The following is a 14,573-nucleotide window of genomic DNA, read 5'->3' on the forward strand; positions in this document are numbered from 1 at the left end:
CTACATTTTTTGGTTAAAAAACGAAACCTTTCATGCTGTTTTTGCGTCTAATTAATTAGAAAACAGTGCTTCTATTATAACCAAAAAAACAGAGGGTGCGCAAAGCCCTCTGTTCATATAAATGATTTGATGTGTTTATTTGAGCACTCTAATTTTCACTCGTTTGTTTCCCCATTGATAAGCTGCCGACTTACTTGGGACGAACACATCAATTTTATTCCCTTTTATAGCAGATCCGGTGTCTGATGCGACGGCATATCCATAGCCTTCCACATACACTTTAGAGCCCAGCGGAATGACACTCGGGTCAACTGCTATGACCTTTGCACCCGGATTTGCTTTTAAATTAAAGCCTGTTGACGTTCTGCCCGTACATCCAGCACAGCTCGCTGTATAGGCTGTTGACGCCACATAAAATTCTTTTCCTGACGATTCATTGCTTCGAGAAACCGTAGGGGACGCTTTAGGCTCCTTATTGGATACTTGTGTACCAATAGCCACCAAACGGTCCTTACTATCTTTTTCTGTTACTTCTTTTATCAATTCTTTAGACACCACTTTGCCGTTTTCTTTCACAATGGCATAGTGCTTCTTCAATTTACCTTCTTCACCTTTTTTAAGCACCTTCTCTTTTCCTTTTTCAAGAGAATGATCCTTTTTATGTTTGGTATCAAAAGCAATTTTCTCTTCCACTACATCGGTGACTTTTTCCACCCGAGTGATCTGAATATCTGCGCTTTTTTTAGAAAGGTTACTATGTAACGCAGGTTTGATCTTATCGTGCTTCTTGAGCTTCAGCTCTTGTTGCTTTAAAAAGTCAGCGACCGTAGTCGAAGTGGTCCACACTTTTTTATCTTTTCCTCCATCATTTAAGCTGACCTGAAAGGCCTGCTGAACCACAAGTTTCATATCCTTTTTAATCTTGTCGTTCTTTCCTGGAGTGACTTGATCGTGCTTCCCAATATCTATCTTCTCATTCTTCAATAATGCTCCAACCGTCTGATCTGTTGTCCATATCGTTTTCTCTTTCCCATCTAGGGTGAGATGAACCGGTATAGCCGCATCATACACAATGTTCATGTTGTCTTGAATTTTTGTATTTAGACTTGGAGAGATATGATCCTCCGCCTTGGTCCTTATTCCAAGGTCTGAAAGCAGCTGTGCTACTGTCTCTTCATGTGTACGAATTGTCTCCTCTTTACCATTGATTGAAATGGTAATAGACTGCTTAGTGAGCTCATGCGCACCGTAAGCCGTCCCAGTTCCAGCTAAAAGCAAGCAAACAACTAGTAATAAAACCTTGCCTTTTCCTAGCTTAACAGAAAACAGATTTTTCATTTTTTGTACGATGAAAAACGCCTCCTTCTCCTCGGAGAGATTATATAGAGTATCTCAAAACCTGTCAACCCTTCCACCCACTGTACAAAAATGCTCGATTGTAAACCTATTATGGGAGATTTAAGGAAGGAAGGGAAGAAAGACTTATCGACAACTTATCCTATGAGGAGGCGCAAACGTGTAGAACTTTTTCGTTATGTTTCACAATTGGACAAGCTTAAACAAGGATTGACATCATATACTGTCAGTTTATACGGAAAACTTTTTTTGCATTTTTTGTTGTCAAATCAGCCAGCTCTTCAAAGCTGATTTCTCGCAGCTCCGCAATCTGTTCTGCGATATATTTTACATAACTCGGCTCATTACGTTTCCCTCTAAATGGCGCTGGTGTTAAGTATGGACAGTCTGTTTCGATCAAAAGCCGGTCACTTGGTATGTCCTTTACAACTTCCTTCGGTTTTTTGGCATTTTTAAATGTCACTGGTCCACCGAATGAGATGTAAAAATTCATATCCATACATGCTTTTGCAGTTTCTAAGCTCCCAGTAAAGCAGTGCATAATACCTCCAACCTCAGCTGCTCCCTCTTCTTTTAAGATCGTCACGACATCTTCCGTTGCGTCACGATTATGAATAATGATGGGAAGATTTACTTCCTTCGCAAGAGCAATTTGGCGTCTAAAGACTTCCTTTTGTACATCTTTTGGCGACTTGTCCCAATAGTAATCCAGACCCATTTCTCCGATCGCAACCACTTTTTCGTGTTGAGATAAATCTTTGATCCAAGTCAAATCCTCATCTGTCATATCAATGGCGTCAACTGGGTGCCAGCCAATAGCTGCATATATGAAATCATACTCTTCAATTAATTCCATTGCTCTCGTAATTGTCGGACGATCAAACCCTACCACCACGATTTTTTCAACTTTTTCGCTTTTCGCTCTTTCGATCACCTGCGTTAAATCTTCATTGTATTGTTCCGCATTTAAGTGGGCATGTGTATCAAATAACATCGTTGAATGCTCCTTTCGACAATTCCTCTAAAAAACAAAAGGTGTTCGACGAAATGTTACACGTGGAACACCTTTGTTTATTTATAAAATTTTTGTTCCATTTGCTAGGGATTGATCTACTTCAAGAACCTGCAATTTACCATCAGTTTCTCCAGTTAAAATCATTCCCTGGGAAATTTCCCCTCTAAGTTTAACTGGTGTCAGATTCGCTACGCAAACGAGCTTTTTCCCTACTAATTCTTCTGGCTGATAATGCTTGGCAATCCCAGAAACAATTTGTCTTTTTTCAAATCCAAAATCAAGCTGAAGCTTTAAGAGACGATCCGCTTTTTTCACTGGGGCTGCTTCCAATACTTGTGCTACTCGAAGATCAACTTTCGAGAAATCATCAAATGCAATTTCTGCTCCCAGCTCAGGTAATTCCGTTTCTTCCACTTCTACTTTTTCTTCTACCTTAGGTGCACTTCCCTGCATTTTTTCTTTAATGTAGGTTACTTCTTCCTCAACCTCTAAACGCGGGAACAAAGGCTCTCCTTTTTGTACCGTCGCTTGTTGAATCGCACCAAATGATAGAATACTATCCCAGCTTTTAAGCTTCGCTTCTTCAATTCCAAGCTGGAAGAAGATTTTCTCAGGTGTTTTCGTTAAGAATGGTGTTAAGAGTACTGCTGTGATGCGAAGTGATTCTGCTAAATGGTACATGACAGAATGCAGTTCTTTACGCTTCGTATCATCTTTAGCTAACACCCATGGAGCTGTTTGATCAATATATTTATTGGTTCTGCTGATTAATGTCCAAACATTTGAAAGAGCAACCGAGAATTCAAGGTTTTCCATCGCTTCTTCATACGCTTTGACTGTTTGCTCAGCTACCGCTTTCAGCTCCTCATCAAACTCATTAACAGGACCCTTATAACTGCTTAATGTACCGTCAAAATATTTTTGGACCATTGCAACAGTACGGTTAAGCAAGTTACCTAAATCATTGGCAAGGTCAAAGTTTACACGTTCCACGAATCCTTCTGGTGTAAACACACCATCCGCACCAAATGGCACTTCGCGAAGCAGGTAATAACGAAGGGCATCGAGGCCATAGCGATCGATTAATGTAACCGGATCTACAACATTCCCTTTTGATTTAGACATTTTGCCATCTTTCATGAGCAGCCAGCCGTGTGCGAAAATCTGTTTCGGCAAAGGCAAATCTAATGCCATCAGCATAATCGGCCAATAAATCGTATGGAAGCGTACAATTTCTTTTCCTACGAGATGTACGTTAGCAGGCCAATATTTTTTATATTTTTCATCTTGATCTGTTCCATAGCCAATGGCCGTCAAGTAGTTGAATAACGCATCAATCCACACATAGATCACGTGCTTTGGATTGTTAGGAACTTTAATTCCCCAATCAAAGGTTGTTCTGGATACAGCCAAATCTTCTAAACCTGGTTTAATGAAGTTATTGATCATTTCATTCTTTCTTGATTCAGGCTGAATAAATGATGGATTTTTCTCGTAATAGTCGAGCAAACGATCCGCATACTTACTCATGCGGAAGAAGTATGATTCCTCTTTAATTAATTCAACAGGATGGCCGCTGTCAGGACTCTTCCCGCCAGTGACTTCCCCTTTCTCATTACGCTCAACATCAACAAGCTGTGTTTCCGTATAGAATGTCTCATCAGGAATACTGTACCAGCCCTCATATTGATCTAAATATATATCGCCTTGATCAAGCAGTTTTTGAAAGACCTGCTCAATGATTTTCGTATGTCTTTTTTCTGTTGTACGGATGAAGTCATCATTGGAAATGTCGAGTTTCTTCCATAATGATTGGATGTCTTCAACGACTGGATCTAAATACTCGAGCGGTGTAATGTTTTGTTCTTCCGCTTTTTGCTGAATTTTTTGTCCGTGCTCGTCTGTACCCGTTAAATACATCACATCGAAGCCTTGAAGACGTTTATAACGTGCCATAGCATCTCCTGCTACCGTCGTATAAGCATGTCCAATATGTAATTTGCCGCTTGGATAGTAAATAGGTGTTGTCAGATAAAACGTTTTTTTCTTTTCCGGCATGTCGGAACCTCCTGCGTGTGTGTAAATGTCAAAAACTCCCGCCCAATGGACGAGAGCGGTTATCATCATTACATGAAAATGTGTCAAATCATTCATTATATTTTGCACTTGTGCTTTCTCTATGATACCATCTTAGCCTTTAAGATCAAGCATATATACATAGAACAAGATGAAATGATCTAAAAATATGAGATTTTCGAAAAAAACGACAAACCCGTCGACATTTTGTCGAATATTGTCGTATGAAATTCATCTCCAGATTTACAATTGGCTAATTTAGGGCAAAAGTCTTGTTAATCTGAACTCGTCATTTCTTATATTTTCATAGAAAAAGTCTACAAAATCCTTATATATCAATAGTTTCAAGGTCTTTTGACTTTAAGAGTCATATTTTACAAACAATAGTAAACAAAATGATTGACGATTTATGGAAACCTTGTTATGCTAGGAATGTAAGGAATTTGTCGAATAATGACGAAGATAATATTATTTTAAGAATAAGAACTTTTTGGGAGGAGAATGAAGATGAAATCTACAGGTATTGTACGTAAAGTTGACGAATTAGGGCGCGTGGTGATTCCAATCGAACTTCGCCGTACGCTAGGAATTGCTGAAAAAGACGCTTTGGAAATTTATGTTGATGATGAAAAAATTATCCTAAAAAAATATAAACCAAACATGACTTGCCAAGTAACAGGTGAAGTATCAGACGATAACCTTAAACTTGCTAATGGTAAATTAGTTCTTAGCCGTGAAGGTGCAGAGCAAATCATTAACGAAATCCAAAACCAACTTCAATCACAAAAATAAGTTGATATAAAAAGGTTCTTGCACCGTTTGCAAGAACCTTTCTTTATTGTTCAATATGGTAGGCATCGTATATCGTCCGTTTTGGCACACCACGTTCGACAGCTGTACGTTTAATGGCTTCCTTCGATGTTAATCCTTCTTCTATATAATGGATCACATGATCTTTTTCAGATAAGGACTTCCACCAGACTTCTTCATCCAGCTCTACTTCATCCTGATCATTCCCTTGTACTACAAGACAGAATTCACCTCGGATTTGGTTCTCCGCAGCCCATGTCAGCACATACTCTAAATCTCCACGTATAAACTCTTCGAATTTTTTCGTTAGTTCTCTCGTAATTGCAATATTTCGATTCCCCCACACTTCCTTCATCAAGGTCAGCGTTTCTTTTAATCGATGGGGTGCTTCATAGAGAATGATCGTTTCTTGACGTTTCTTCAAAGCTTCAAGCTGTTTTTTCTTTTCTTTCTTTTGGCGGTCAAGAAAACCGTAAAAGAAAAATGGCTGAGGTGCGATCCCTGATGCAATGAGTGCCGTTAGTGCAGCATTTGCGCCAGGTAACGGAATGACATATCCTCCGATGCTAGTAAAATCTCGAACCACCTCAGCCCCTGGATCTGAAATCGTCGGTAAACCGGCATCACTCACGAGTGCGATATGTTTTCCTTCTTTTAGCCATTCGATTAACTTGTGACCGCTGCTGTCTTTGTTATGCTCATGATAACTCGTTAATGGTGTATCAATTTCGTATACATGACAAAGTTTTTTCGTCTGCCTTGTATCTTCTGCGGCAATATAGTCTACATCTTTTAACGTTTGTATCGCTCGAAACGTCATATCTTCTAGATTTCCAATCGGGGTTGGGACGAGATAAAGAATGCCCATGCCAGATTGACCATCAAAGCTTTTCTGTGTCTTTTTCATGTGCCGCCTCCTTTTCCATTCTCATTTCTTCTATATAAATGTCTTTCTTTTTCCGGGTCCACGTTTTGAAACGATATTCTTGCTGCATGGCTTCTCTTTTCGTTGCAAAGCATTCATGATACAAAAGCTCAACCGGTCGTCTGGCCCTTGTATACTTTGCTCCCTTTCCACTATTGTGGGTCATCAATCTTTTTTGTAAATCATTTGTATAACCTGCATACAGGCTGCCATCTGCACATTTCAATACATAGAAGTAATGATTATGCTTCTCCATACAGTATCGTCCTGATTTCTTCTGTATACTCTTGATCTTCTCCATAAACAAAAAGAGGCGGGAGAATTTTCAGATCTGGTTTTCCATCTTTTATGCCTTCTACTAAAATGGTATTGGCTTCTTTCCCTTGTTTAGGATAGACAAATTGAATTCGTTTCGGCTCAATTCGGTATTTCTTCATTAATTCTACAATTTCAAGCAGCCGTCCCGGACGATGAACCATCGCCAGTTTTCCCCCTTGCTTCAGCAGCGTGGAAGAAACACGAATGACATCTTCTAATGTACAATGAATTTCATGCCTTGCAATCGCCAAATATTCATTTTCATTGATTTCATCCTTAGAGGGTGTTTTAAAATATGGCGGATTACATGTAATGACATCTACTTTGTGATTGCCGTAGCGTTCAGGTATATCATTCAAATCACCATGAATCAATTCGATCTGGTGCTCAAGCTGATTATACGCTACACTTCTTTTTGCCATATCAAACAGCCGTTCTTGAATTTCAACACCTGTAATTGACGCCTTAGATCGAGTCGATAGCAGCAGCGGCACGATGCCATTGCCAGTACAAAGATCAATGATCTCCCCTTTTTGGATCGGCACATACGCAAATTTAGCTAATAACACTGCGTCCAATGAAAAGGCAAATACAGTTTTACTTTGAATAATCTTCATATCTTCGGCAAGCAAGTAATCTAAACGTTCATCTTCTCTTAACGAAACCATGATGTATCCTTTCTTTTCCTGTGAAAAAGGCTCCCGATTCAGCGGAAGCCTTTTCTCATTTTTTATTTAAAAATGACAGACAGAACAAACAGTCTCCCTCTTTACGAATGCTTCCATAATGTACATTACAAATATGGAAGCCCTCCTGATATAACCGAGCCAGGTTATCATGACCTTCTCCTATATCAGAATGACTTGGCTTCTGGGCAGAATCATTCTCTGCCTCAGAAGATTTATCTCGATCAGACTGATCCAGACGTTCACGCAAGTGCTGATTCTCCATCTGCAGCTGATGATTTTCTTCAATCACTTCACCGATATGATTTTTCAAATCACCTAACTGGCGATAAAGAGAACCGATTTGTTCTTCTAAATTAATCACCGTATCAAATAGTTCCTTTTTATCCAAGGTGGCACACCTCGTTACTCAGTTGTTTGTGCAGATACAACGCCTTCTTGTAATAATTCTTCCCATGTATATTCTATCACTTTTTCTTGCCCGGTTAATTCAACTTGTAAAATTCGTTCTAAAATGTTGAGCCCTACTACCTTTGCAGAGCCATTAGACGTTTGAATCGTTTCACCGATATCCGGTAATTGTTCTTTCGCTGTTTCATACTCATCATTCTCATATTTCAAGCAGCACATCAAACGGCCACAAAGCCCTGAAATTTTTGTAGGATTTAACGATAAATTTTGATCCTTTGCCATCTTAATGGACACTGGTTCAAAGTCTCCCAAGAAAGTCGAACAGCAAAGCATTCGCCCGCAAGGACCTATACCGCCCAGCATTTTTGCCTCGTCTCTTACCCCAATCTGGCGAAGTTCAATTCTCGTCTTGAAGATGGATGCAAGATCCTTCACCAGCTCACGGAAATCTACTCTGCCATCCGCTGTGAAGTAGAAGATAACTTTGTTTCGGTCAAATGTAAATTCGACATCAACTAGTTTCATTTCTAGCCCGTGTTCACTTACTTTCTGAAGACATGTATCAAAGGCTGTCACCGCAGCTTCTTTGTTTTCCTCAACGATGAGCCGGTCTCGTTCATCTGCTACGCGAATGACCTTACGCAGGGGGAGAACCACATCGTGTTCATCTACTTTTTTATTAGCGATGACCACTTGTCCGTATTCAACCCCTCTGACCGTCTCTACAATGACACAACTATCATTTTCTATATGAAATCCATTAGGATCGAAATAATAGATTTTGCCCGCTTTTTTAAAGCGAACACCAATTACGTTGTACAAGCTTATCCCTCCTGCAACATCAACACCAATTGCTCCATCAGCCCTTGGGCATTCACGTTGGATTGAAGTCTCTTTTTCGCTTCTAATACAGCAAGGATCTGGCTGGTCACCAGCTGCTGTGTGGAATGCAGCGCATGCTGCTTCATTGTCTGGAATAAGTCTTGATAAATGACTTTATCTTCATTTCCTATTTGAATCGACAATACATCACGATATATAAATAAAAGCATATCCAGACCTGTTTCTTGAAGGTCTTTCTCTTTGAAAAAAGGCATCCATTGATCCTGTATATAAAAAAATGCATGTTCTTTTCGCTGGTGTAAGACTTCATACAATTTTATCACTTTCGCTCTAGACTCTGCAAACTGATCATTTCGACTTAATTCGAGTGCTTCTGCTAAATTATTGGTTAAATTCGACAAAAGCCTTGCAAGATGCTGAGGTACGTCTTCTTGTAATAGCTGCTGCTCCAAGGATTGTGGCTGCAGCGGCTGAAAGCTGAGCATCTGACATCTTGAAATAATCGTATCCAGCATTTTATGCGATTGCTCAGTGATTAAAACCGCCATCGTTTCCCGATTAGGCTCCTCTAGGAACTTCAATAAACTGTTCGCGGCATTGACCGTCATTTTGTCCGCATGAAGAATAATATACATTTTCCGGTGAGATTCTACACCTGCTTTTGTAAATTCCTCCTGCAGTGCCTGCACTTGCGCCTTCTTAATTGATTGGCCATCAGGCTGCACAAGATGTAAATCAGGATGGTTCCCTGATTCAATCCTTTTACAGTTTTGACAGGATTCACATGGTTGCACTCCTGATTCCAAACAAAAAAAGCTCTTAGCCAAAAGCATCGCTGCATCCAGCTTTCCTGTCCCTTTTTTCCCTTCAAATAAGTAGGCATGCGCAAGTCGGTCTTTATCAATACTATTAAAAATCAGCCGCATGACGCGCGGCTGCAAATCATTCATGTCATCCCAGCTAATTGCCATGTTATCACTCTCTATGTGTAAAGGTTAATCAATAAACCTTTTATTTCTCCAATACGTTCAAGCAAATCAATAGATGGTTTCTCTTGATCCATCATTTCCTCTGTTAATTCAATCAGCTTTTCATCTAATGCTTTGACTAAAGCAAGTGTACGCGTGTTGCCATAAATGTCAAAGCTTCTTGATGTTTCTATATTTAATCCATTGTCGACTGTCTCTTTCACAAAGCGCTTCACAAGTCCTTTAAACTTAGCCAAATCCTTTAGGTTTCTTGACTTCGCCAGCTTTTTACCGAACACTTCAATATCACTCAGCATAACCGTCAGCTGCTCTAAGCGCAGTTTCCCGCTTTGCGTCTCCATCGAAGCTTTAAAGGAGGAAGATGTCTGGCTTCCTTTCATCGCTTGAAGTTCACGCTTTTCTAAACGCAGCCGCATATCTTGATTAATTTTCACAGCAACCCATCCTTAAAATTGATGAAATTGTTCAACTGGCAGAATAAAGACAGTAGCTCCGCCAACTTCAACCTCAACAGGGTATGGTACATATGAATCTGCATTTCCACCCATCGGGGATACAGGCGCGATCATTTGATCACGTTTACGGCAATTTTCTTTTATAAGCTGCAATGCTTTATCCACCCGGACATCATCACAACCAATGATAAAAGTTGTATTCCCAGACTTTAAAAACCCACCAGTTGAAGCTAATTTTGTGACGCCGAAATGATGTTCAGTCAATATTTTCAACAACTTGCTGCTATCTTGGTCCTGTACAACGGCAACAATTAATTTCATTTGATTGGCCTCCTTTGTTTTAGGCACAGGTGACATGCCGATGTCTTCCTCTATATTATAACAACGATTGGGAATTAGGTCATATTTGATTTTTCTTTAATGTGTCCTGAATCAATTGAAGGACTTCTTCATAGACAGCCTGCATCGGCTGAGACGCATCCACTACACGGAATCGTTCTGGTGATTGTGCAATGAGCAGTTCATAGCCTTCTCTAACCAGCTGGTGGAAATTGAGCGTCTCCATGTCTAATCGATTTTTTTCTCTCCCTTGATTGGCGTCGATTCGCTTTAAACCTTCCTCAGGTGTAATGGAAAAGTAAATGGTCATTTGTGGCATCGTGCCATTTATAGCAAAATCATTAATTGATTTGACTTCATCAATCCCAAGCCCCCTCGCATAGCCTTGATAAGCAAGGGAGCTATCGACAAAGCGATCACATAGGACGGTTTCTCCGCGCTGCAATGCCGGTTCTACCTTTTCAGCCAAATGCTGTCTTCTTGCTGCTGCATAAAGCAATGCCTCTGTTTTCGCATCCATTTTTGTGTTTTGTTCATTTAAAATGACTTCACGAATCTGTTCTGCAATGTCAATGCCACCAGGCTCTCGTGTCGCCATCACTGCATATCCTTGGCGTTCCATTTCTTCGTACACCTTTCGAATCACTGTCGTTTTTCCGGCACCCTCTGGCCCTTCAAACGTAATAAACATACCGCTCATAGTGTCTCCTCTTCTATATAAACATATAATTTTCTCTGATGAATTACCTGACTTGCTTGAACATGAACCTGATGTCCAAGCAAACGACTTAACGCCGCAATTTGATCTATTTCAATACGCTCTCCCTTAATCATCAAAGGAATACCAGGTGGATATGGAATAACCGATTCTGCACTAATCCGACCTGCTGCATGTTCAAATGGAACTGCTTCAATATCCTGTCTTTGCTCAGCAGTCTCTATAGACAGCGCTTCATTTTGGATATGATCTTTTCCTTTGCGCAATGAATCGCTTTGTTTAAGGGCGTGCTCCATTCTTTTAAAAGGAACATCCTTCTTTTGTTCTAAACCAAAAATAAGTAAAACCTGATGTTCGTCCGCAAGCTCTGGGTGAATCTCCACTGATTCAAGCACCCGTTTTAGTTCATAACCAGTCAGCCCTTCTGTTGATCGAATGGTGCATTTTAATGGATCGGTAGACAGTGAGTCAGACTCGATCACTTCAAGTTGGGGTATACGGTTGAACTCAGCTTTCAGCTCTGTCACCTTTTTCATGACCCTATCCAACGTCCCATTTTCCTTGATCCCCTCGACATATGCTCTTGCCACATCTAATGAGGCCATAATTGGATAGGACGGAGAACTGCTTTGGAGCATCGTGAGGCAAGTTTTCAATCGCTTTGCATTAATTCTGTCCCCCTGAATATGGAGGTAGGAACCCATCGTCATTGCCGGAAGGGTTTTATGTGCTGATTGTACCACCACGTCAGCTCCATAAGAAAGAGCAGATGGAGGAAAGGAGCCGCCTAATACAAAATGTGCGCCATGTGCCTCATCCACCAAAACGCTCATGCCCGCTTCGTGGCACATGTGAATCAGCTTTGATAAATCAGCTGCATGTCCGTAGTAGTTCGGATAAGTCAATACGATTGCCCGGCAATTAGGATGTTTCGCTATGGCTTTTCTGATTGTTTCATCCGTTACATGTGTTGGAACATGCAGGTGTGGATCAATCTCAGCTTCCACCATAATAGGCGTTGCTCCTGCAAGCTCAATGGCATGGTAAACAGACTTATGGCAATTTCGCTGGACAAAAATTTCATCCCCCGTACGACATGCAGCCATCACCATCGCTAAGTTTCCGACAGTTGTACCATTCACAAGGAAAAAACTTTGCTCTGAACCATATAGCTTTGCCAATAAATGTTCTGCCTCTTGAATCACACCAGTTGGATGATGGAGATCATCTAAACCTTCAAGCTCCGTCACATCCAGCTGAAGAATTGACTCATAATAAGTCCGCGCCTCATCAAAAAAGACATCTCCATTGTGATGTCCTGGAACGTGAAAAGAATAAGGCTTCTTTTCCGCATGTTGTACTAATGCTGTATATAAAGGTGTTTTCAAACAAATCGACCCTTTTCACTTTAACGATATCTTATATCTATTATAACGTTCATACAAAGGAACTGAAAGATGGATTCTCATTCCTTTATTGGTTGGTGATTCGTCATCTGCTGCTCTGCCTCATACATGCTGCTTTTCAATTGTGCTCGCTCTTGACTCCCATGCTCTTTCACCTGTAACGTTTCCTGTAAGGTTTCAGCTAATTGACGTTGCACCTTTTTCAACGTATCTATAGGTGCAAAAGCTGCCTCTTCAAGGAGCTGCCCTTGTTGCTTCGATACCTTTTCATATGTTTTTTGAATTCGATTCCCAAGAGCTGAATTAGCCCTCTGCTGAATATAAGTTAACGCAATCGACATTTGGTTAATCCATAGAGGAATAGATGCAGAAACAGTTGATTGAATGTGATTGGCTAATGTATGATTTGTATGCTGGATCATCCGAATTTGAGCATTACATTGCAGTGCAATTTGCCGGCTTAACAGCAAATCATATTTCCGTTCCTTCAACCTCTCCATATATTCTTCCGCATTGACTTCCTGACTCATCAATTGCTCCTCTATTGTCTGATTACCAATACGCTGTGTTTCTGATATGATCTGCTCCTCTAAAGTTGTCAATTTCGCTTCAACCGCTGCAACCTGCAACGTCATCTCTTCGAAATAAGTTTGATTTTCTTCGAATAAACGCTCTAATAACATATCATCTGAGATCAATACACCTCTTGCATAACGAAGCCTTGCTGATAATCTCTCGATCTGTGATTTTGCATGTTGAAAACGCGAAATGATCTCATGAGTAGAACGCTTCTCACGCTGAAACAGCTTCAAAAAAAAGCCCTGCTTCTTTGGCAGTAAATCCTCAGGTTCCACTACATGTAGCTGCTGTAAAAAAGCCTCAAGCACGTCACCTATTTGATCTATATCTTTTTTCTCAACATATTTCATCATCTGTTGAGATTGTTCTAATAATCGTTCCTGCACACGTGTACCGTATAAAAGCAGCTTTTGTGGATTGTCAGGCATCTGCTTAGCGCGCTGAACGGCTTCTTGTTTCTGCTCATCAGATAAGGTATCAAACACCCGAAACTGAAGATCTGTAGCGGCGGCAGTTGATGGTGTGACTTGATCTTCTGGTTTCATCGAATTTGACTCCTCTCATCTATTTCTTCATCATTTTATCTGCCACTTCTAGCTCAATATGAAGGGCTTCTATATCTCTGCCTAACACTTGCTGCAAATCATTTGTCAATTGCTTTTGCAGCTCTGACAGCGTCACTCGAGTTTGGCTCAACGTCATTTCCAGCTCATGACTGCGATTAGGCTGATTATACAACAATGCATATTTTTCAGTTAGTTCAACGACAGAATCCAAGCTTTCGAAATAAAAATGCTGTGCATCATAAAATCGGTTCGGCTCTTTTTTTGTAATTGTATAGATTCGTCGTGCAAGCCGAAAAATTTCATAATTATGTTTGATCGTCTGTACGTTCTTCACAGCAAATAAAGCCTTCTTTAAACGTACGAGCTTTTGCCTTGCTTCTTTTAAGTGCTGTTTGATATATACATAATCACTACGAGACAGTCCGTGTTTCTTTAAAAATAACTGGAAAGCAACCCATCTGCTCCCTACAAACATTACGCCCCACCCCATCATCGCATACAGTATCGATAATCCAGCATGGTGATGGAAAACCCCTATACTAAAGGTTAAGATCGCAACCGAAAAAAAAGTAGAGAGGATGGCCCATATAAATGTATAAAAGATTGATTTCATGTTCATCGACTCCTATGAATAATAAGGCTCTCTGTTTATCTTATTATTAATTACGGGTGATGTCCAAACTAAGTTCCAAAAAACAGGCCCAATCCATCATAGCTCATAAAAAAAGACCATCTAATGGTCTATGAATACAAAGGCGGCGTATGAAGATTTTTAAGCTTTCTAACATAATCGGCATAGCTAGGATCCGAGGTCGATGTAGAAATTAACTTTCGCTCACAGTCTCGGCACAAAAATTGATGATATAAATAAATTCCCTTTGTCTTTTTCTCTTCACAAATCAAACATATCGCTTCTCGCTCTTTTTTGTTCATTGTGACACCTCCACTTATAGCTTCAGTATGCCCCAGCACTTTCAATTGTATACAAAATTAAGAATGTTTTAGATGGTAGTTTAGTATATGTATCCATGTCAGATCGAGTGTTTGTTCCTTTTTAAAAACACAAAAAAGACCAGTTCCG

At 40.2% G+C, this 14,573-nt stretch carries 17 protein-coding genes; 1 reads left to right on the forward strand and 16 read right to left on the reverse strand.

The genetic code is table 11. The features are described 5' to 3' along the window. Positions 1 to 135 precede the first annotated feature (135 nt). From AKG37_RS05455 to metG, 3 genes are all read right to left on the reverse strand, one after another. Positions 136 to 1,338: a G5 and 3D domain-containing protein gene (locus AKG37_RS05455; protein WP_060697887.1), complete on the reverse strand. Its 1,203-nt coding sequence runs from the start codon at positions 1,336 to 1,338 to the stop codon at positions 136 to 138. 244 nt (positions 1,339 to 1,582) lie between these two features. Continuing rightward, positions 1,583 to 2,350, reverse strand: coding sequence for a TatD family hydrolase (locus AKG37_RS05460; protein WP_060697888.1), 768 nt, complete (start codon positions 2,348 to 2,350; stop codon positions 1,583 to 1,585). Positions 2,351 to 2,431: 81 nt separating this feature from the next. Further along, complete coding sequence (gene metG / locus AKG37_RS05465) at positions 2,432 to 4,429, reverse strand: methionine--tRNA ligase (protein WP_060697889.1); 1,998 nt, start codon at positions 4,427 to 4,429, stop codon at positions 2,432 to 2,434. Positions 4,430 to 4,948: 519 nt separating this feature from the next. On the opposite strand from metG, the gene AKG37_RS05470 reads away from it, so the two are divergent. After that, the gene (locus tag AKG37_RS05470; protein ID WP_087975202.1) at positions 4,949 to 5,239 is read left to right on the forward strand and encodes an AbrB/MazE/SpoVT family DNA-binding domain-containing protein; all 291 of its coding nucleotides are present in this window, start codon (positions 4,949 to 4,951) and stop codon (positions 5,237 to 5,239) included. Between the two features lie 43 nt (positions 5,240 to 5,282). Here AKG37_RS05470 and rsmI read toward each other — a convergent pair whose 3' ends face one another. The 13 genes from rsmI to AKG37_RS05535 all read right to left on the reverse strand — a co-directional run bounded on the left by rsmI (position 5,283) and on the right by AKG37_RS05535 (position 14,425). Next, complete coding sequence (gene rsmI, locus AKG37_RS05475; protein ID WP_060697890.1) at positions 5,283 to 6,164, reverse strand: 16S rRNA (cytidine(1402)-2'-O)-methyltransferase; 882 nt, start codon at positions 6,162 to 6,164, stop codon at positions 5,283 to 5,285. Beyond that, positions 6,139 to 6,438, reverse strand: coding sequence for a GIY-YIG nuclease family protein (locus AKG37_RS05480; protein WP_060697891.1), 300 nt, complete (start codon positions 6,436 to 6,438; stop codon positions 6,139 to 6,141). The genes rsmI and AKG37_RS05480 overlap by 26 nt, the downstream gene beginning before the upstream one ends. Continuing rightward, positions 6,425 to 7,168 carry a tRNA1(Val) (adenine(37)-N6)-methyltransferase gene (locus AKG37_RS05485; protein ID WP_060697892.1) on the reverse strand — a complete coding sequence of 248 codons (744 nt, stop codon included), beginning with the start codon at positions 7,166 to 7,168 and terminating at the stop codon, positions 6,425 to 6,427. Before AKG37_RS05485 ends, AKG37_RS05480 begins: the two co-directional genes overlap by 14 nt. 55 nt (positions 7,169 to 7,223) lie before the next feature. After that, entirely contained in the window at positions 7,224 to 7,577 is a 354-nt protein-coding gene (gene yabA / locus AKG37_RS05490) for a DNA replication initiation control protein YabA (RefSeq protein WP_024425629.1), read from the reverse strand. A 14-nt stretch (positions 7,578 to 7,591) separates the two neighbouring features. Continuing rightward, complete coding sequence (gene ricT / locus AKG37_RS05495) at positions 7,592 to 8,419, reverse strand: competence/sporulation regulator complex protein RicT (protein WP_060697893.1); 828 nt, start codon at positions 8,417 to 8,419, stop codon at positions 7,592 to 7,594. 2 nt (positions 8,420 to 8,421) lie between these two features. Beyond that, positions 8,422 to 9,411, reverse strand: a complete 990-nt coding sequence (gene holB, locus AKG37_RS05500) for a DNA polymerase III subunit delta' (protein WP_060697894.1) — start codon at positions 9,409 to 9,411, stop codon at positions 8,422 to 8,424. A gap of 11 nt (positions 9,412 to 9,422) precedes the next feature. After that, complete coding sequence (locus tag AKG37_RS05505; protein WP_060697895.1) at positions 9,423 to 9,863, reverse strand: YaaR family protein; 441 nt, start codon at positions 9,861 to 9,863, stop codon at positions 9,423 to 9,425. 12 nt (positions 9,864 to 9,875) lie between these two features. Continuing rightward, positions 9,876 to 10,205 carry a cyclic-di-AMP receptor gene (locus AKG37_RS05510; RefSeq protein WP_024425625.1) on the reverse strand — a complete coding sequence of 110 codons (330 nt, stop codon included), beginning with the start codon at positions 10,203 to 10,205 and terminating at the stop codon, positions 9,876 to 9,878. A gap of 79 nt (positions 10,206 to 10,284) precedes the next feature. Further along, positions 10,285 to 10,923: a dTMP kinase gene (gene tmk, locus AKG37_RS05515; RefSeq protein WP_060697896.1), complete on the reverse strand. Its 639-nt coding sequence runs from the start codon at positions 10,921 to 10,923 to the stop codon at positions 10,285 to 10,287. Beyond that, entirely contained in the window at positions 10,920 to 12,329 is a 1,410-nt protein-coding gene (locus AKG37_RS05520) for an aminotransferase class I/II-fold pyridoxal phosphate-dependent enzyme (RefSeq protein WP_060697897.1), read from the reverse strand. Before AKG37_RS05520 ends, tmk begins: the two co-directional genes overlap by 4 nt. A 77-nt stretch (positions 12,330 to 12,406) precedes the next feature. Beyond that, entirely contained in the window at positions 12,407 to 13,471 is a 1,065-nt protein-coding gene (locus AKG37_RS05525) for a toxic anion resistance protein (RefSeq protein WP_060697898.1), read from the reverse strand. A gap of 19 nt (positions 13,472 to 13,490) precedes the next feature. Continuing rightward, the gene (locus tag AKG37_RS05530; RefSeq protein WP_060697899.1) at positions 13,491 to 14,105 is read right to left on the reverse strand and encodes a 5-bromo-4-chloroindolyl phosphate hydrolysis family protein; all 615 of its coding nucleotides are present in this window, start codon (positions 14,103 to 14,105) and stop codon (positions 13,491 to 13,493) included. A 128-nt stretch (positions 14,106 to 14,233) separates the two neighbouring features. After that, complete coding sequence (locus AKG37_RS05535) at positions 14,234 to 14,425, reverse strand: sigma factor G inhibitor Gin (RefSeq protein WP_060697900.1); 192 nt, start codon at positions 14,423 to 14,425, stop codon at positions 14,234 to 14,236. Between the last annotated feature and the right edge of the window lie 148 nt (positions 14,426 to 14,573).

Source organism: Bacillus australimaris (genome assembly GCF_001307105.1).
Taxonomy (GTDB): domain Bacteria; phylum Bacillota; class Bacilli; order Bacillales; family Bacillaceae; genus Bacillus; species Bacillus australimaris.